This window comes from Streptomyces harbinensis (genome assembly GCF_900116145.1).
GTDB lineage: Bacteria > Actinomycetota > Actinomycetes > Streptomycetales > Streptomycetaceae > Streptomyces > Streptomyces carpaticus.
The window spans coordinates 153,533-170,588 of sequence record NZ_FPAB01000007.1 but is presented as its reverse complement, the minus strand read 5'-3'; the positions used below and the strand labels follow the sequence as shown (position 1 = coordinate 170,588).

General features: G+C 66.9%; 19 protein-coding genes and 3 pseudogenes. 15 read left to right on the top strand and 7 right to left on the bottom strand.

The annotated features are described in order from the left end of the window. Positions 1-131: 131 nt before the first annotated feature. The 3 genes from BM385_RS20070 to BM385_RS20060 all read left to right on the top strand — a co-directional run bounded on the left by BM385_RS20070 (position 132) and on the right by BM385_RS20060 (position 2,323). Positions 132-752: a sporulation delaying protein family toxin gene (locus tag BM385_RS20070; protein WP_019433504.1), complete on the top strand. Its 621-nt coding sequence runs from the start codon at positions 132-134 to the stop codon at positions 750-752. Between the two features lie 75 nt (positions 753-827). Beyond that, on the top strand, positions 828-1,409 hold the full coding sequence (locus BM385_RS20065; RefSeq protein WP_093843891.1) for an SdpA family antimicrobial peptide system protein: 582 nt from the start codon (positions 828-830) through the stop codon (positions 1,407-1,409). Beyond that, on the top strand, positions 1,403-2,323 hold the full coding sequence (locus BM385_RS20060; protein ID WP_093843890.1) for a sporulation-delaying protein SdpB family protein: 921 nt from the start codon (positions 1,403-1,405) through the stop codon (positions 2,321-2,323). The genes BM385_RS20065 and BM385_RS20060 overlap by 7 nt, the downstream gene beginning before the upstream one ends. 1 nt (position 2,324) lies before the next feature. On the opposite strand, the gene BM385_RS20055 is transcribed toward BM385_RS20060, so the two are convergent. The 4 genes from BM385_RS20055 to BM385_RS20040 all read right to left on the bottom strand — a co-directional run bounded on the left by BM385_RS20055 (position 2,325) and on the right by BM385_RS20040 (position 4,098). Beyond that, the gene (locus BM385_RS20055) at positions 2,325-2,495 is read right to left on the bottom strand and encodes a hypothetical protein (protein ID WP_254791675.1); all 171 of its coding nucleotides are present in this window, start codon (positions 2,493-2,495) and stop codon (positions 2,325-2,327) included. A 129-nt stretch (positions 2,496-2,624) separates the two neighbouring features. Continuing rightward, on the bottom strand, positions 2,625-3,059 hold the full coding sequence (locus BM385_RS20050) for an SANT/Myb-like DNA-binding domain-containing protein (RefSeq protein ID WP_093843889.1): 435 nt from the start codon (positions 3,057-3,059) through the stop codon (positions 2,625-2,627). A gap of 150 nt (positions 3,060-3,209) precedes the next feature. Next, positions 3,210-3,620, bottom strand: a complete 411-nt coding sequence (locus BM385_RS20045) for an ATP-binding protein (protein ID WP_093843888.1) — start codon at positions 3,618-3,620, stop codon at positions 3,210-3,212. A 46-nt stretch (positions 3,621-3,666) separates the two neighbouring features. Beyond that, complete coding sequence (locus BM385_RS20040) at positions 3,667-4,098, bottom strand: NUDIX hydrolase (protein WP_093843887.1); 432 nt, start codon at positions 4,096-4,098, stop codon at positions 3,667-3,669. An 87-nt stretch (positions 4,099-4,185) separates the two neighbouring features. Between BM385_RS20040 and BM385_RS20035 the strand changes: the two genes are divergently transcribed. Together BM385_RS20035 and BM385_RS26870 are read left to right on the top strand one after the other, a co-directional pair. After that, entirely contained in the window at positions 4,186-4,974 is a 789-nt protein-coding gene (locus BM385_RS20035; protein WP_093843886.1) for a GntR family transcriptional regulator, read from the top strand. Between the two features lie 777 nt (positions 4,975-5,751). After that, positions 5,752-6,435 (top strand): BglII/BstYI family type II restriction endonuclease, encoded by a 684-nt coding sequence (locus BM385_RS26870; protein ID WP_139275211.1) that lies wholly within the window; start codon positions 5,752-5,754, stop codon positions 6,433-6,435. 44 nt (positions 6,436-6,479) lie between these two features. Here the strand turns inward: BM385_RS26870 and BM385_RS20030 are convergent, their stop codons facing one another. From BM385_RS20030 to BM385_RS20015, 3 genes are all read right to left on the bottom strand, one after another. Next, complete coding sequence (locus BM385_RS20030) at positions 6,480-7,541, bottom strand: DNA-methyltransferase (protein ID WP_254791673.1); 1,062 nt, start codon at positions 7,539-7,541, stop codon at positions 6,480-6,482. A 1,010-nt stretch (positions 7,542-8,551) separates the two neighbouring features. Further along, positions 8,552-8,821, bottom strand: a complete 270-nt coding sequence (locus BM385_RS20020; RefSeq protein WP_093843883.1) for a hypothetical protein — start codon at positions 8,819-8,821, stop codon at positions 8,552-8,554. After that, a complete protein-coding gene (locus tag BM385_RS20015) occupies positions 8,815-9,213 on the bottom strand; it encodes an ATP-binding protein (RefSeq protein WP_093843882.1) in 399 nt (132 codons plus the stop codon). The genes BM385_RS20020 and BM385_RS20015 overlap by 7 nt, the downstream gene beginning before the upstream one ends. 214 nt (positions 9,214-9,427) lie before the next feature. Between BM385_RS20015 and BM385_RS20010 the strand changes: the two genes are divergently transcribed. The 10 genes and pseudogenes from BM385_RS20010 to BM385_RS19970 all read left to right on the top strand — a co-directional run bounded on the left by BM385_RS20010 (position 9,428) and on the right by BM385_RS19970 (position 16,964). Continuing rightward, positions 9,428-9,742, top strand: coding sequence for a putative quinol monooxygenase (locus BM385_RS20010; protein ID WP_093843881.1), 315 nt, complete (start codon positions 9,428-9,430; stop codon positions 9,740-9,742). Further along, complete coding sequence (locus BM385_RS20005; protein WP_254791671.1) at positions 9,723-10,958, top strand: helix-turn-helix domain-containing protein; 1,236 nt, start codon at positions 9,723-9,725, stop codon at positions 10,956-10,958. The genes BM385_RS20010 and BM385_RS20005 overlap by 20 nt, the downstream gene beginning before the upstream one ends. Positions 10,959-11,268: 310 nt before the next feature. Beyond that, positions 11,269-11,616: pseudogene (locus BM385_RS20000) on the top strand (SCO3933 family regulatory protein). 49 nt (positions 11,617-11,665) lie between these two features. After that, positions 11,666-12,944: pseudogene (locus BM385_RS19995) on the top strand (FtsK/SpoIIIE domain-containing protein). A gap of 89 nt (positions 12,945-13,033) precedes the next feature. Next, positions 13,034-13,645, top strand: a pseudogene (locus BM385_RS19990) (DUF2637 domain-containing protein); the annotation flags it as partial. Between the two features lie 27 nt (positions 13,646-13,672). Then, positions 13,673-13,864, top strand: coding sequence for a mobile element transfer protein (locus tag BM385_RS27930; protein ID WP_175543058.1), 192 nt, complete (start codon positions 13,673-13,675; stop codon positions 13,862-13,864). 14 nt (positions 13,865-13,878) lie between these two features. Then, a complete protein-coding gene (locus tag BM385_RS19985; protein WP_093843879.1) occupies positions 13,879-14,073 on the top strand; it encodes a hypothetical protein in 195 nt (64 codons plus the stop codon). Positions 14,074-14,212: 139 nt separating this feature from the next. Further along, a complete protein-coding gene (locus BM385_RS19980; RefSeq protein ID WP_093843979.1) occupies positions 14,213-15,526 on the top strand; it encodes a replication initiator in 1,314 nt (437 codons plus the stop codon). Then, positions 15,523-15,726 (top strand): excisionase family DNA-binding protein, encoded by a 204-nt coding sequence (locus tag BM385_RS19975; RefSeq protein ID WP_093843878.1) that lies wholly within the window; start codon positions 15,523-15,525, stop codon positions 15,724-15,726. The genes BM385_RS19980 and BM385_RS19975 overlap by 4 nt, the downstream gene beginning before the upstream one ends. Next, the gene (locus tag BM385_RS19970; protein WP_093843877.1) at positions 15,723-16,964 is read left to right on the top strand and encodes a site-specific integrase; all 1,242 of its coding nucleotides are present in this window, start codon (positions 15,723-15,725) and stop codon (positions 16,962-16,964) included. The genes BM385_RS19975 and BM385_RS19970 overlap by 4 nt, the downstream gene beginning before the upstream one ends. Positions 16,965-17,056: the final 92 nt, after the last annotated feature.

Genomic DNA, 17,056 nt, shown 5'->3' with positions numbered 1-17,056 from the left:
CCAGACCACTTATCAATGACACCGGAGAAAATCCATCTCCCTTTTCTCAAAAGGTGGTTGACCGGCGAAGATTTCAAATGCGATGCTCTGCCGCGGGGTTGAGATTCAGCTCCCATGACCAGGGAGGGCCCATGAAGGCTCGCAAAGTCATCAGAACCGTCGCCGCCGTCACCGCCGCCGCCGTCATCGCCGGTGGCGCCGCGAACATGGCCAATGCGTCGACCGCCGACGACCGTCCCGCCATCGAAATCGTCAGCGAGAACAGCGCGGACGACGGCCTGGCGCTCTTCACCGGTATCTACTTCGCCCAGGGCCAGGTCGGTGAATACCTCACCGACACCCTCGCCTTCAGCGACCCCGACGGCGAACTCGCCGCCAACAGCACCCCCGAGGCGCTGGAAACCGTCGCCGAGATCACCGACGCGATCGCCGCCGGAAACCCCGGATTCTTCGCGGCCTTCTCCGAGGACCTCCGCAGCGGCGACCCGCGCCGCGTCGAGTCGGCACTGGAGCGCGGCATCGCCGAGATCGACAGGTACGTCGAGGCCGCCGACGCCGAGGTCCGCTCCGACATGAGCGGCCTGTGCCTCGGCAATGTCTTCGCCGTCGTCAACGTCTTCACCGTGGCGGCGGCCGTCAACATCGCCGCCGTCTACACCGCCGTCAAGTACTGGGCCCCGTCCATCGACGGCGAGCCCCTGGACCGGGACGCCGCCGTGGCCGAGCTGACCACCGTGCTGCGCGCCGCCTGACCCGGCCCTCCCCCGCGGCGGGGCCCCCGGGCCCCGCCGCGCCCCCGCCCACCGACGAGAACGGGGCGCACCCCCATGACCACGCACCACCGGTGGCGCAGCCGCCCGCCGGCCGTCCTGGACGTGCCCACAGCCTGGCTGCGGGCGGTCGCCGGCCTGTGGCTGGTGGCCATCGTCTACATCGCCCAGATCCACCTGCCCAGCAACGTGGTGACCCTGCCCGGACAGACGGCCGCCGCCCCGGCCGTGCGCACCCTCGCACCACAGGGCTGGAGCTTCTTCACCAAATCCCCGCGCGACCCCGAACTGACCGCGTACGCGCTGCGCGAGGGCACCTGGCAGGAACTGCGCCGCGCCCCGCACGCCGAGCCCCGCAACTGGTTCGGCCTGGACCGCGCCTCCCGCGCCCAGGGCGTGGAAACGGCCCTGCTCCTGCACCAGCTGCCCGAACCCGACTGGCAGCCCTGCGACACCGACCTCCCCGCCTGCCTCGCCGCCGCCCCGCCCCCGGCCGCCGTCACCAACCCCTCCCCCGAACCCACGCTGTGCGGCCGGATCGCCGTCGTCCAGCTGCGACCCGTCCCCTGGGCCTGGCGCGACCTGCTGCCGGACACCCACACCCCCGACAGCCTCGTCTCCCTGGACGTCACATGCTGACCCGCGTCCCCGTGCCCTGGACCAACGCCTACGGCATCGCCCGCACCCTGATCGCCCTGGGCACCGCCGGCACCTTGCTGTTCAGCAGCACCGCCACCCTCTTCCGCCCGGTCGCCACCCTGGGCGACCACCCCCGCTGCGAGGGCCTCGGCTCGGCCGGCGCCTTCTGCCTCGTCCCGCGCGAACACCTGGGCTGGATGCAGTGGGCGTGCGTCATCATCCTCCTGATCACCGCCTCCGGCTGGCGCCCCCGCCTCACCGCCCTGCCGCACGCGTACGTGGCCTTCAGCGTCTTCACCGGCATCTCCCTGGTCGACGGCGGCGACCAACTGGCCGCCATCCTGGCCCTGCTCCTCACCCTCCCCGCCCTCGGCGACCCCCGCCGCTGGCACTGGCACCCCCTGCCCGAGGACCCCACCCCCGCCACCCCGTCCCGCCGCGCCTGGGCCCTCGCGGGCGTCAGCGCCCTGGTGATGGTCCGCCTCCAGATGTCCTTCGTGTACTTCCAGGCGAGCATCGCCAAACTCCCGCACGCGGAATGGGCGGACGGCTCGGGAATGTACTACTGGGCCAACGGCCTTTCCTTCGGCGCCCCGCACTGGATGCGCCCGGTCACCGAACCCCTGGTTTCCCACCCCTGGGGAACGGCGCTGCTCACCTGGATTCCCCTGTTCATCGAAATAGCCCTCGCGGCAACCCTCCTGATCCCCCAACGCTACCGCTGGCACCTCCTGGCCGCCGGCCTGTCCTTCCATTTCTGCATCGCCACGATGATGGGCCTGTGGAGCTTCGCCCTGACGATGTGGGGCGGCCTCTTCCTCCTCTGCCTCCCCCTGGGCGGCGCCCTCCACCGCACCCCGAAAGAAACCCCGGAAATGGCTGCGGACCGGATGGGTCGGCACGAGGTTCGCTGATTCAAAGGTCCGCCACGAGAAGCCGGTAACCGGCGTCAAGCGCGTCGCGGCCGAGCAGGCCGGCATGACGCTGGTGCCACCGGCCGGAGACCAGATCGTCGGCGAGCCGGGCCAGACCCGGCCGGAGAACCTCGTCGCCGATCTGGGCGAACAGCGAGACACCGGCCCGCACGCTGGATCGAGGCCACGCTGCGCAGTGTGCGTTCAGCGCCGCGACCTATCCCAGGGGAGATGACCGTTTCCGGCCTGCGTCGTGACCGGCTCGCATGTCCCCGACCACAGACCTCCGAGCCGTGAACGGTCAGGCGAGGCTTTCCAAGCCGAGCTTGGCCAGTCGTGATCGGATAGCACTGGGCTTCCGGCCGAAGTACCTCCCGAGGGTGCCGAAGTCACGCTCCCCTTTCTGGTACAACGCCAGGAGACGAGCGTCGTCCTCCGATGACCAGGGTTGCCCCATCCGCGGATAGCGGGCACGCAGTTCTTCCAGCGGTTCTCGCCCGCTCCCGGACTCGCCTTGCGGACAGACGGACTCGATGATGTCCAGCGGATACTCGCCGACGTGCGTGCCTTCGAGCCAGAGGTTCAAGCGCCCGTCATCGAACGTGATCCGATCGGCTTGAACCGTGACGGCCCGTCGAAGGACGTCGCTGTCCTCCGGGTCCTGGTGATAGTCGGTGAACGTCAGACGGAAAGCTGCGGGCACGGTTGATACCCCCATGACGACATCCTGGCGCATCAGCTGAGTACACGGAAGATCGCTTTCCGCCCCCGCCCACCGGCACCCGGCGCGAGCCCGCGGCGCGCGGCTCGATGAGGTCAATGTGCGAGTCTGCTCCAGGATCGGTTCGGGAGTCCAGAAGCCCCCGGCCTGTTTCGGCGGTCGTCGTCAGGACAGCCCGGCCGTGAGGTCGAGTTCGACGGTGACGGTGTGGCTTCGCCCCCGGTTGTGGATTTCCAGGCGGGTCGCGTACGCGTGCACCATCCCCAGTCCCCGGCCGGACGGCGTTTCCTCATCAGGTCGCACCAGCTGTGGGCGGGTAGCCGCTCCTCCCGCGTCAGTGACGGAAATCGTCAGGATGTCCGGCGAGTGAGCGATGACCAGGCGGAAGTTTCCCAGCCCGCTGGCCGTGTGCACGACGGCGTTCGTGCCCAGCTCGCTCACGATCAGGACCGCGTCGTCCACGCGGGGCACGCCGGTGAGGATGTCGCGGGCCCAGCGGCGGACCCGTCCGATCTCCTCCGGCCTGCCCGGGCAGGTCAGTTCCCAGATACGCACTGCACTCATATACTCGTGCATACAAGTTCCTCCATGCTGATGAGCGGCCCTGTGCCGGACAGGTGAGCTAGATGAGCCTCACGCCGTCATGGGCGCGCACGGCCGGCGGGTTCGTGGTGTTCATGGCGTCGAGCACGCGGATCGCGTAGGCCTCGCTGGCCAGTTCGGCAACCTCGTCCCGGGTGGCCCAGCGCCACGCGCGGGTCTCGGGGCCGGTGGCCGGGCTGCCGTCGGCCGCCTCGCAGCGGAAGACGAGCGAGACGATGAGGCCCGTCATGTTCTGGTAGACACCGGTCAGGGCGGCCGGGAGAGCGATCTTGACCCCGGTCTCCTCCAGCACTTCGCGCTGCAAGGCCTCCGGGATCGTCTCCCCCGCCTCGACCACCCCGCCCGGCGGCTCCCAATGGCCGTTGTCCCGGCGCTGGATCAGCAGCGCACGTCCGGCGCCATCGATGATGACCCCGGCGACGCTGACGGAGTGCGGGCGGTCGATCGGCACAGTGACGGACTCCCCTTCAGGTGACTAGTCTCACCGCAGCAACCACACACAGTAACTTGTCTAGATATCTAAAGGAGTACATCCACGATGGCCACCCTCCCCTCCGGCACGCTGGGCACCCTGGACCCCGCCAGCGACCGGGCGGTGTTCCGCCAGATCGCCGACCAGATCCGCGACGCGATCACCAAGGGGCGCTTCACCGAGGGAGCCAAGCTGCCCTCCGAAGCCGAACTCGTCGAGCACTACGGCGTATCCCGGATGACCGTCCGCAACGCCCTCGGCGTCGTGCAAGGCGAAGGCCTCGTCCGCGCCGAGCACGGCAAGGGTGTCTTCGTCCGGCCCCGTCCCCCGGTGCGGCGCCTCGCCTCCGACCGGTTCGCACGCCGGCACCGGGAAGCGGGCAGGTCCGCCTTCACCGTCGAAGCGGAGGCAGCGGGCAGCCGACCCGAGGTGGACAGCCTGGAGATCAGGGAAGAACGGCCCTCAGCCGATGTCTCTACCAGGCTCGGCGGGCCGCGCCGCGTACTTGCCCGGCGACGGCGCTATCTCCTGGACGGCCGGCCCGTGGAGTTCGCCGCCTCCTATCTTCCCCTCGATATCGCCCAGAGCACCCCGATCACGGAACCGAACCCCGGCCCGGGCGGCATCTACGCCCGGCTTGAGGAAGCGGGGCACACGCTTGATCGCTTCGACGAGGAGATCCGGGCCCGGATGCCCAGCCCTCACGAGATCAGGGCCCTGGAACTCGCCCCGGGCGTGCCCGTCATCCACCTCATCCGCACCGCCTTCGACACAGCAGCACGGCCCGTGGAGGTCTGCGACACCGTCATGGCCGCCGACGCCTATGTCCTCGCCTACCAACTCCCCGCCACCTGACACTCAGCGGTTCGGGAACGCGAAAGCCCCCGTCGATCGAGTCGACGAGGGCTTTCGCCTGTCCGTTCCACCTGGTTCTGGGAACGGCCCTTGTTGTGGACCTGAGGGGATTTGAACCCCTGACCCCTTCGTTGCGAACTACGGGCGAGGCGGTCGTTGAGGTTTCCTAGGCTGGCCGACGGTCATCCGGGGGTGGTACCGGTTGCCTGTAATCAGGGCGGTTGCTGTACTCCGCGGCTGTACAGCAAACGGCTCCGGAGGCCGTGAGCCATTGAGGCGGCGTCGCTGGTCGGAGCCCTGCAAATGTTCGGTCTGCTGCGGCCTGTCCAGGTCTGGTCCACAGCTGTGCGACTGATAGTGCTGCTGGCTATGCCGCCCATCGCCCCTGGACGTGCACGGGTTGCCCCTTTCGGGAAGGGGTCGCCCTTCGCGACCTGGTGTCACGGCTTTCAGTGTTCCCAGGCCCGGCGACTTGGAACGTGCGGATTTGGCGGACCTCTCTCCCTTTTCCATTGAGTGACGCGGACCTGGTGCGCGCCCAGTTGGAACCGCCACTTCGACCCTATAAGGAGATGATCGAGGCCTATTGTTAGAAATTCGGCTAAATAAGGCAATATAGACGTCTTTGCTGCTGACCGGTGCGTGTGCGTGCTTACGCGAAGCCCTACGACTGCGCCGGCATGCCTGGAGCTCACCCGGAAGCCGCCAACTAGTACACGGCTCAAGGGCCGCTCCTGTAGCATCCCTGGCTGTTGATCATCTCGGCTTGGGGGCTCGATGCAGTTTGAGGTCTGCGATTTTTTCGGAGCGGAAAGATTTTACCGAACAGAAGGGCGTCTTGAGTGGCTGGAGATTGAAGATGTAATCTCCAGGATGGATCTACAATTGCAGCCGAGTGGTCAAAATGGATTGCAAGGTCAGGCCATCTTTGACCCGAAAGCGACCAATAGGATTCTTACCGAAGAGGCCGCGAAGTACGGATGGAGTAAGATTCCCGTCCCGGAATCGTTGAGGGCCTTTGGGAGTGACTGGGACGCGGGAAAGAATGCCGTCCTGGCGGAGTGGCAGTTTTCCAACTATCCATTCCTGTGGAATAACATCATCAGAAGTCAAGTCGTTGCCGGTAATGGCTGGGAGCTCCAGGGATTGCATTCAGCCCCTAGGGCCATGATCGTCGTGACTAAAAGTGGGTCTCTTCCAGCCTCGCAGAGTACTCTATATTTTGAGCAGGCGAAGGCCCAGATGGAATCGGTATTCAGTGCACTCGATCTGAATCTGGCTATACGTCTTGTTGGGCTGACCATTCCGGTGGGCATTGAGACGATCCAAGCATCCTGGAACGTCTACTCTGGTCGAACGTCACGAAACGTCGTTTCGTTGGAGACTAAGCACTTCCATGTGACATGGCGTAACCGTGTGCGAGTCGGCGGGGCAATAGCCAGCATTACGCCAGTAAGCTAATCTTAGTGGCGGGCGGGCCTGCGGTCAGGCCCGCCTGCGGTTGTCTAGAAGAGTCCCAAAGGCTCTGTGTCGTCTCCAGTTGCCAGTTGGTGCTTCTGCTGGCTCGGCAACTTGTGAGGTCCGTCCGATTCGCCGCGAACACGCTGCCCGAACGCAGTCTCTTCACTCTCCAGCCTCGTGTGAAGTTCATTGAGGTGGTGTGCCTCATCAAACATTCGAGACTTGCTACGCTCTGTGGGCTTCTTTCCCACCTGTACCTGGAATCGAAACTTTTCGACAGGATCGCCCGTGCGCGCGGTATAATCGCGAAGCGTTTTCAGGTTGGGGAAGACACCTTCAGAGTCCGGCTCTCCGGAAATCCTTTGTAGGGCGATGGCGTGGTAGCTCGGGTCCAGTTCAGCCCCGAGGAAGTTGCGTCCGTGGTCGCGTGCAACGACGGCGACCGTTCCCACTCCCATGTACGGATCTAGGACGGTATCCCCTGGCTTGGTCGTCGAGAGAAGCATGCGGGCGACCATGTCTTCTGGGAACTGAGCGGGGTGGACCGTCTGCTCCTCATGGTTGTGCTTTACATTCTGGAACAGCCAGATGTCTCCTGGGTTCTTGCCGAGAGGGTTACAAGTCAGTTCACCTTTGTTTGCTCCCCTCCATGACTTCTTGTTCTGATACTTCTGGGGAACTCGAATTTCATCGAGGAAGAAGTTATATTCCTCGCCCTTTGTGAACCAGAGGATCGTCTCGTGGCGCGCAGAGAACTTATTCTTGGCGTGAAGTCCGTGCGGCCGAACCCAGACAATCCTGTTCCGTGGGATCATCCCGAGGTCCTCGAGGATAGGGAAGAACTTGACATCAAGAGGGATATGCATCCCCCTGTCGGCGTAAACGCCCACCTGCCAGAAAATCGACCCCGTACTCTTTAGGACTCGGTGGCATTCACGGAGTACCTCACGCTGCATTGCGAGGTACTCATTCAGCTCCCTGCGTGACTCGTAGGATTTTCCAATGTTGTACGGCGGGGACGAGATAATGGCGTCGACGCTCTCAGAAGGGATTCTAGCGAGCCCCTCAAGGCAGTCGCCCAGGTGGATTTCGTTAAGCTTCAGCAATGCGACTCCTTGAATCGTTTGCTCCGTCTTGCCGACGTAACGGCGAACACATCATACGGCAGCGAGCGCCTGGGGAGGGATCGAATGGCTGAGGTAGCATAATCCCCAGGCTGTGGACAGGTTGGATGCAATTTGAGATGTATCTCTCGCCCATGCAGTCCCGCGAAGGCTCGTGGACGAGGCGAGTACCTGGCCGATTGAAGGAGGGTCGCTCGGAGGCATGGGCACAAGGTCGGCGGAGCGGCTTTGGGCTGGAGCTGCTTTGGGGCGAGTGATCATGACCCCGTAAGCTTCCGGCGAGTCGGGCAGTCTGTTGACCTGCCCGTTAAAGCACGGCGTTGGGGCCATGATCTTAGAGGCTCGCCCCAAAGTGGCTGCCTAAAGCCGTGGAGCCGGCCGCCCCAGCCACGACGGGGTTCTGACCTCTGCATCGCCTTCTTACCCAGCCCCGGCCTGGTTTTCGCCCCCTTACGGGCGCGGGCGGGCGGCGACGCGCGGCCCCGGTGACGAAGGCAAGGAGGGGCCGCGCGGCGGCGACCGACCAGCGCCGCCGCGCTGTGCGCGGCACCTCCGATCTGTGATCGGACTGCTTGCAGTTCCAGGAGGTCGGGCGCGACAGCGAGCGAAGCGAGCCTTGAACTCGTAGAGAAGGTTGTAACTCACTGGCTCCGTTGGCGGTCCTGCTCGATGTCGTAGGCAACAGTCTCGGCTGCGGCGACTACCACTTGAAGCTTGGTCAGGATGTCGCGGCGGGCCGCTTCGATGAGGTCGATGTGCAAGTCGGCTCCGGGGTCGGTGTGGGGAGTCCAGAAGCCGCGGTGGCTGTGTTCACGTGCGATCTCGTGGCCAGGCGCGGACCACATGGTTCATGGCGGCGGTGATCTCGTAGCGGTAGAGCTGCTCATGCTGGTACTCGTGCTCGCTCACCATGCTGGCCTCGGCAAGGGCGTGTGTTTCGCTGGCCGGGCGGACAGCAAGTAGCGCATCGCGCCGTCCGGGATCGTCAGCGTTTATAGATCCCCGCTCACCAGAACTTCCAGGGCCCGTTCGTGCTCAGCCTGGTCCGCGAGCCAGCACCGCACCGGATACGCGGCCGGCGGGTCCAGTTGGTCGCTGATGTGGCCGGCCCTCCAGCGAAGCCACCGGATCGCGATCCGGGCCGTCGAGGACAGGGCCGAGCCCAGCCAGTGCGTGGGCAGGCCGTTGGAAGTGTAGGCAATGGCCTCACACCAAAACTCTGTGGCGAGTTGGAGCGGCAGCGCCTTGGTGGTGATCAGCATGTACGGGTGCCGGTCGGCTTGCCGGTGAGTTCAGCGGTCACGGTGTGGCCGTGATGGTCACCTCTGATGTCGACGGTCGACGCGCAGGCGAAGACGAGGAATAGACCTCGGCCGTGAGGGGAGCTGTTGTCCTGGTGCTCGATGTGCGGGCGGTGGTGGGCGCCACCGGCATCGGTGACGGCGATCTTCACCGTGTCTCCGGTACAGGTCACTGCGATGCGGAAGGCAGCGCCTGCACTGTTTGTATGAGTGATGGCGTTGGCGCTGAGCTCCGTGACAATCAGCTCGGCGTCCTGCGCGCAGGGGTGGCCGCCGAGGATCTCCCGGATCCAGTGACGGGCACGGCTGACTTCCTCAGGTAGCCCTGGGAAGGTGCGTCGATGGGTCGGCATGAGCGCTCCTTCATCCTTGGTGACCTGCGGTTTCTTGCACCGATTCGTGCGTTCTGATGACGTCAACCGCAATGACACGTAGAATTAGTACTAGCACTGTACTAAAAATGTGCGTTGCGAAAGTGCGAGATCGTACTTTTCGTGCGGGTGATGCCCGCATAGCGTGCGCGGTGGCGCGATGCCCGGCGCGTACGTCGACGAGAGAGGAACCCCGATGTTCGGATTGATGGTGCGGTTCACCTGTAAGGACGAGGCCGCAGCCGCTGCGTTCGATGAACTGGTCGCGCGGACCGGGGAGCAGATTCGTGCGAACGAGCCGGGAACGGTGATCTACACCGTGCACCGTGTTGACGGGCGGCCGCTGGAGCGGATCTTCTACGAGCTGTACCGCGACGTGGCAGCCTTCGACACGCACGAGTCGCAGGACTACGTGCGCTCCTTCCTCGCCGAGCGGGAGCAGTACCTCGCCTCGACTGAGGTCGACCGCCTGGACTTCGTGTCCGGCAAGGGTGTGGACGTTGAGCACTGACTACGAGAAGACCCTCGGCCGCAAGATCGCGTTCAACCGCAAGCGGCGCGGGCTGTCCCAGAAGGAGTTCGCCGGCCTGCTGGACCGGTCGGAAGCCTGGGTCTCCCAAGTGGAACGGGGCGTGCGCCGCATCGACCGAATGACGGTCCTAGAGAAGGTCGCCGAGGTCCTGGACCTGCCGGTCGCCGAGTTGGCCGCCGAGGCTCCGATCGTCGCCTCGGTGACGGAGCACGAGGCACCCGGTGCGAGCCGTCTCCGGCTCGTGCTCAGCTCCGCGCACTCCCTGAAGGCCATCCTCGGCCAGCCGGAATCGCCGGACATCCCCGCTCTGCGCACCGATGTCGATCGAGCTTGGTCGCTGACACACGAAGGCAACTACGCGGACCTGGCGGAGCTGCTCGAAGGTCTGGTTCCGCGACTGGAGTCAGCCACTCGTGCCGGCAGTGACGGAGAACGCCCCGGACTCTTCCGGCTGTTGGCCTCGATGTACCACACGTGCAGTGCGGCCCTCGCGAACATGGGAGAGCCCGAAGCGGCGTGGATCGCTGTCGACCGCGCCGTCGTCGCAGCTGAGCGGGCAGGAGATCCGCTGCTGATGGCGGCCGGCGAGTTCAGGCTGTCAATCGTCTTCCTCGGGGCACGCCACTACGACCAAGCCGCCCAGGTCTCCGGCAGCGCGGCTGACGCGCTTGCCCCCCTGGCCGACGGCGGTGAACCAGAAGCCATCGCGCTGCGCGGCGCCCTCACCCTTCAGCGCGCGCTCGCCGCCGGCCGCCTCAACCACGCCGACGAGGCATACACGCATCTTCGGGAGGCCAAGGAGCTAGCCGATCGAATTGGCGACGGACGCAACGACTACAACACCGAGTTCGGCCCCACCAATGTCGCGCTCCACGAAGTCGCCGTGGCCGTCGACCTGGGCGACGCTGGAGTAGCCCTGCGCGCCGCCGAGAGCGTGGACCCATCCGACCTGTCCTCGGAACGCCAGGCACGCTTCGGCATCGACCTCGCCAAAGCCCACGCCCAACGCCGCCAGATCGACAGGGCCGTCCACTCCCTCAGCAACGTGCGCGAGTTGCTGCCAGAGATGTTCCGCGCGAAGCCCGCCGTCAGGCAGCTCGTCGCCGATCTCGTGGCCATGAGTCCGCTGCCGTCCGATCAGCTACGAGCACTGGCAGGGGAGTTGGGCGTACAAGAAATGCGAACTGGTACTTGAAGTACTAGACAGTACTTCAGGTGCGGGTTACTGTGGACACTGTCAGCACTCACCTCCTCGCATCCGGCGGGGAGGACTTGCGGACATGCGAACGCGCCGGTCAGGAAGGCAGACCTGTCCGGCGCGGGAGTACGGCCACAGAGATGAATGTGGCCTGAGCGGGAGGCAGCCCACTCAGGCCGGGCGCGCCTTTGGCATCAACGCTCCCTGAGCGTATCGCGTCCGACCCGTATACGGTCAACCTCCCCATGTGCACCACTTAGTGATCTATTGCGCCCTTATTTGGGTGCTGCACAAGGGAGAACTCATCATGCGTTCCATTCGTGTCGAGACGTCCGCTGCGACGATCTTGCTGACCGAAGCTCCTGCGCCGAAGGTGCGGGACCGGCAGACCGGGGAGATCGCCAAGGACCCTGTCAGCGGTGAGACCTGATGCGGATCGGTGTTGTTTACATCGAGGACGGTGAGTCCTCGCTGATCCTGGTCACCGTGCCGGAGAGCGGGGTCTCCGAAGGGCTGGCGCTCGGGGCTCCGGTGTCCCTGCCGGGGCTGGTCGCGCGGCCTTGGGAGTCGGTCTTCAACGGTCAGGAGCGGCACGGCATCGCCTACCGGGCTGCTGCGGTCTCCGGCGGCGTTCCCGGTTCCGGCGGGGGTCTGAGGTGTCTGAGCTGCTGACCGTGTCCGGGGTTGGCGGGCCGCTCGCTGTGATGGGTGGGACGGTGGCTGTGGCCCGGGAGAAGTGTCCTTCCGTGTACTGGTCCGCGGGTGGGGCTGCCGCTGTCCACGGTGCGGCTGTTGGGTTCCTACGGCTCGGTGATGGATGCCTGTGGGCTGACGGTTGCGCCGTCCCGGCTGCGGACCCTGGCAGTGCGGGCCGCGACCCGGCGTGAAGTTCGGCCGGTTCCGCCCGGTCGCGGGCTCCTGTGGCCCACGTCGACCGGGTTGCGGCTTCGTCTGCGGCTGGCCGCCGGCCAAGAGGTGGCGGATGTGGCCGCCTCTGCGGAACGGCTGCGGCACGCCTGGGGCGTTCATGCCGTCCACGTGTCGGAGATACGGCCGGGCACGGTCGAACTGCGGCTGGTCGGCTTCGACGTGCTGAAGGACGTCCGCATGTCCCGCCACATTCACGGCGGGTATCTGCGGGTGCCGGTCGCCCTGTGGGAGGACGCGACGGCGTTCGTCCGCGACTATCGGGCGATTCCCCATCAGCTCACGCTCGGTGCGACGCTGTCGGGGAAGTCCATGTACCTGCGGCACCTGGTGGCCGGCCTGGCCGGACAGGATGTCGCCCTGGTCGGTATCGACTGCAAGCGAGGCGTGGAGCTGGCGCCGTTCGCCTCCCGGCTCTCCGCGCTGGCGACCGACCCGGCGGAGGCGGCCGAACTGCTCTCTGTGCTGGTGCGGCTCATGGACCGACGCTACGACCTGATCCGTAACCGGCAGAACATCCCAGTCGGCACGCCGGACCAAGCGATCACTTCCGATATCTGGGGCCTGCCGGAGGAAGAACGGCCGGTGCCGGTGGTGGTGTTCGTCGATGAGGTGGCCGAGCTGTTCCTGACGGCGACCCGCAAGGACGAGGAACGCCGGGACAAGATGGTCACTCAGCTCATCCGGCTCGCTCAGCTCGGCCGTGCCGCCGGGATCTATCTGGAGGTCTGCGGTCAGCGCTTCGGCGCCGAGCTGGGCAAGGGCGCCACGATGCTGCGGGCTCAGTTGAGCGGCCGGGTCTGCCACCGCGTGAACGATGAGGCGTCGGCGAAGATGGCACTGGGCGACATCGCCCCCGAAGCGGTCATCGCCGCGTGTTCCGTCCCCGCCGACCGTCCCGGTACCGCTGTCGCGGGGGATACCTCCGGCGGCTGGTCTCGCATCCGCACCCCGTATCTGTCTCTGGCCGATGCCGCCGACCGCTGCGTCAAGACCGCGCACCTGGTGCCGGAGCTCCCCGAACTGGCGCCGTTCAAGCCGGTCCACTGCGGTTGAGGCCGGCGGCCTTCCGGCCTGACCACACCGCGATTCCGCTGTGCCACTCCCCTGCCCCGCCATGCCGAAAACAGGAAGGGAGGTGCCCCGTGCGTGCCCGTCTGGCCCGCGTGGATGCCGTCCTGGTCCACGCCGTCATCGCCGCCGCACTGTCCTTCGCCCACATTCACGACCTAACGGCGGCGGCCGGACAGGACGGCTGGAAAGCCTGGGCCTACCCGATCTCCGTAGACCTGCTCCTGGTCGCCGCTTGGCGACGCCTGCGCACCAGCGACACGGGAAAGACCGCCGGTTGGTGCTGGTTCCTGATCGCCCTGACCGCGTCCCTGGGCGCCAACCTCGCCACCGCCGGCCTCCTTGACCTCGACGACGTACCCGTGTGGCTGCGCATCCTCGTCGCCGGCTGGCCCGCTGTCGCTTTCCTCGGCGGCACCCTCCTCGCCCACACCCCACACCCGCTCCCACCCGCCTCGCCGGTAGAAGAACGGCCTGCCGTATCCGCCCCGGCCACCGGGCCACCTCTCGACCCGCCAGCCGTGTCGGAGCCGACGGAGAGGCCGCAGGAAGTCGCTGTTCCCGCCGCGCTGCTGGAGCACGCCCGCAAAGTCGCCGCCGAACACCTCGCCCGGACCGGCACACCGATCGACACGCCGACGCTGCGCGCCCGTCTCAGCGTCCCCGAGCCCTTCGCCGAATCCATCCGCACGCCGCCTCTGAAGGGAGCCCTCGTGGCCCGCTTACACCGCTTCCGTGACCTCGTCAGGATCGGTCCCGTCCAGGTCGGCACCGCCAACGACCGCCGGGGCCGTGAGAAGCACACCGCCGCCTGGACCGCACCGCGCTGTGGCTTCTCCGCCGAGTACGACACCCGGTCCGCCGCCGAACTCGCCGCCCGCACCCACCGCTGCCCCGTCCGCTGAAAGGAACACCTCCCGTGACCGTCAGCCTGCCGCTCGTCCTGGTCCTCGGCCTGGTCGCCTGGGGCTCCATCCGGTTCCTGGGTGTCCGCCCGTGGCTCGTCGTCGTCATCGCGCTCTTCGGCTTCTACCTCGCCGACACCTCGCTCGCCCCCGTCGTCGACTCCGGTACGCGTTCCGGCGTCGACATCGTCAACGGCGACAGCGACTGACCCACCGGATCACCCACTCAGCAGAAAACCCCGGGGCGGCGCCGATACCGCCAAGCATCCGCCGCCCCGGGGCCCAACTCCTCACGACCAATCGCCGCAAAGGAGAAGTCCCATCATCACCCCCGCCGTCCCGCCGCCGCTGCCCGAACTCGGCAACCTGGCCGCGACAGGCATCCTGCCCGCCCTCGGCCGTCAGCTCTCCGGGCTCGGTGGCTGCACCCGGCCCATCCGTCTCACGGGCCACCGCACCGAACACCATCTCGACACCAACACCGGCGAAATCGGCCCCGTCCTGCACCACCTGGACTCCGCCGACCTGCCCGCCGGCCAGCTCCTCACCCGCTGCAACAACCGCCGCGCGACCCGCTGCACGGCCTGCGCCGAGACCTACCGCCGCGACACCTACCACCTGATCACCTCCGGACTACGGGGTGGCAAGGGCACACCAGAAGTCGTCGGCACCCACCCGCGCGTGTTCGCCACCTTCACCGCACCCGGCTTCGGGCCCGTCCACAACCGCCGCAGCGACCGGCTGGCCTGCCGCTGCGGCACCCCACACGACCCGGCCGACGAAGCACTCGGCACCCCCATCGACCCCGACCGCTACGACTACGAAGCCGCCGTCCTGTGGAACGCGCACGCCGGGGCCCTGTGGCGGCGCTTCACCATCTACCTCCGCCGGGAGATCGCCAAGCGAGCCGGGCTGACACAGCGGGCCTTCGCCGACCATGCCCGCGTCTCCTTCGCCAAGGTCGCCGAGTACCAAAAGCGCGGGGCCATCCACTTCCACGCCGTCATCCGTCTCGACGGTCCCGGCGGCGGACACACGCCCCCACCGGGCTGGGCCACCGCCACGCTGCTGACCGACGCGATCCGGGCCGCCGCCTCGGCTGCCACCGTTAACGGCCCTGTCCTCGACGGACGGGCCCACCGCTTCGTCTTCGGCCGCCAGCTCGACATCCGCACCATCCGCAGCGCGGACTTCGACCACGGCACCGCCCTCACCGAACGGGCTGTCGCCGGCTACATCGCCAAGTACGCGACCAAAGGGGCCGAGACGGCCACCGGTGCCCTCGATCGGCCGCTGAAGTTCCTCGCCGAACTCGCCCCGCTCAACATCACCGACCACGCACGCAGCCTCATCCGCACCGCTTGGACCCTCGGCGCCCGCACCGACCTGGAACACCTCCGCCTGCGGGCCTGGGCCCACATGCTCGGGTTCCGCGGTCACTTCTCCACCAAATCCCGGCGCTATTCCACCACCCTCGGCGCCCTCCGCGTCGCCCGCGCCGAATGGCGCCGCCAGCAAGCGGGCCTCGCTCACGGCCCCGGCGACACCACTCTCGTCCTCGCCCACTGGACCTACACCGGCACCGGACTCTCAGCGGCCGAGAAGTGGCTGTCCGCCTCGCTCACCCCCGCCCTTGGAACCGAAGGAGAACCCGCGCGATGACCACTATCACCCGGAAGTGGCACACCACGGCCGAAGTGGCCGCCATGCTCGGCTTCGGGCTCTCCAAGACCAAGATGCTCGTCCTCACCGGAGAGATCCGCTCGGTCAAGATCGGCCGCAACCGCCGCATCCTCCCGGCCTGGGTCGACGAATACGTCGAGCGCTGCACCGCCGACACCTTCGGGGAGCGTGTGGCATGAGCGGCAAGCGAAGCAACGGCGAAGGCTCGATCTACCCCTACCGCAACGGCTTCGCCGCCTACGTCTGGGTCACCACCCCCGAAGGCAAACGCACCCGCAAGTACGCCTACGGACCTACCCGGACGGCCGTCCACGAGAAGTGGATCAAGCTCCACTCGGAAGCCGCCAAGGGGCCGGTCGCCACGGCCGTTCCGACGCTCGGCCAGTACCTGGCGTACTGGCTCCGTGAGGTGGTGCAGCCTGAGCTGAAGCCCAAGACCACAGAGACCTACGCGATGCACGTCCGCCTCTACATCACGCCCGGCCTCGGGGCGAAGCGGCTCGACAAGCTCACGGTCCGGGACGTCCGGAAGTGGATCAACGACTTGATGGTGCAGTGCCAGTGCTGTGCCCAGGGTCGGGACGCCAAGCGTCCGGAGCGCCACCGCGACCCTCGCCAGCGGCAGCACTGCTGCGCGGTGGGCCGGTGCTGCCAGCGGGTGCCCTCCCGGCGGACGGTGCAGGACGCTCGGACGGTGCTGCGGTCGGCGCTCACACACGCCATGACCGAGGAGATGATCGCCAAGAACGTGGCCGGCCTGGTCAAGGTGCGGTCCGTGCGTCGGAAGAAGCCGCAGCCGTGGTCGGTTGACGAGGCGCGGACCTTCCTGGACGCGGCTCGGGCGGCCGGCGATCCGCTCTACCCGGCGTACGTCCTCACCCTCGTGCTCGGCCTCCGCCGGGGCGAAGTCCTCGGTCTCACGTGGGCCAGTGTGGACCTGGACGCGGGAGAGCTGACCGTCGAGCACTCCTTGCAGCGCATTCAGCGGCGCCTGGTGCACGACGAGACCAAGACCGAGGCGTCCACCGCCTTGCTACCGCTGCCCGACATCTGCGTCGCGGCGCTGCGGCTCCGCAGGGAGACCCAGGCGTCGGCCCGGAAGGCGGCGGGAGAGCTGTGGGATGAGTCCGGGTTTGTGTTCACCACCCGCAACGGGACGCCCATCGATCCGAGGAACTTCAACCGTGAGTTCGCCGCCCGGACCGACCGGGCCGGCGTCCGACGTATCCGGCTGCACGACACCCGGCACACCTGCGGGTCGATCCTGGCAGCGCTGGACGTGCACCCGCGCATCGCGATGCAGATCCTGCGGCACAGCAAGATCGCGGTCACCATGGAGGTGTACACGCATGTCCCGTCGGAGGCGACGCGGAAGGCGCTGAGAAAGCTGGGCCGGCAGCTCGACGGTCCCCGATAGCGAACTCAGAACGTCGTTGCTGTACTTCGCTGCTTGCACGCACGCGAAAGCCCCCGTCGATTGACTCGACGGGGGCTTTCGCCTGTCCGTTC

Bases quoted from the DNA above. Each gene is read 5' to 3' on its own strand.
- BM385_RS20070 (WP_019433504.1), top strand. From the start codon at position 132: ATGAAGGCTCGCAAAGTCATCAGAACCGTCGCCGCCGTCACCGCCGCC.
- BM385_RS20065 (WP_093843891.1), top strand. From the start codon at position 828: ATGACCACGCACCACCGGTGGCGCAGCCGCCCGCCGGCCGTCCTGGAC.
- BM385_RS20060 (WP_093843890.1), top strand. From the start codon at position 1,403: ATGCTGACCCGCGTCCCCGTGCCCTGGACCAACGCCTACGGCATCGCC.
- BM385_RS20050 (WP_093843889.1), bottom strand. From the start codon at position 3,059: ATGCGCCAGGATGTCGTCATGGGGGTATCAACCGTGCCCGCAGCTTTC.
- BM385_RS20045 (WP_093843888.1), bottom strand. From the start codon at position 3,620: ATGCACGAGTATATGAGTGCAGTGCGTATCTGGGAACTGACCTGCCCG.
- BM385_RS20035 (WP_093843886.1), top strand. From the start codon at position 4,186: ATGGCCACCCTCCCCTCCGGCACGCTGGGCACCCTGGACCCCGCCAGC.
- BM385_RS26870 (WP_139275211.1), top strand. From the start codon at position 5,752: ATGCAGTTTGAGGTCTGCGATTTTTTCGGAGCGGAAAGATTTTACCGA.
- BM385_RS20020 (WP_093843883.1), bottom strand. From the start codon at position 8,821: ATGCTGATCACCACCAAGGCGCTGCCGCTCCAACTCGCCACAGAGTTT.
- BM385_RS20015 (WP_093843882.1), bottom strand. From the start codon at position 9,213: ATGCCGACCCATCGACGCACCTTCCCAGGGCTACCTGAGGAAGTCAGC.
- BM385_RS20010 (WP_093843881.1), top strand. From the start codon at position 9,428: ATGTTCGGATTGATGGTGCGGTTCACCTGTAAGGACGAGGCCGCAGCC.
- BM385_RS19975 (WP_093843878.1), top strand. From the start codon at position 15,523: ATGACCACTATCACCCGGAAGTGGCACACCACGGCCGAAGTGGCCGCC.
- BM385_RS19970 (WP_093843877.1), top strand. From the start codon at position 15,723: ATGAGCGGCAAGCGAAGCAACGGCGAAGGCTCGATCTACCCCTACCGC.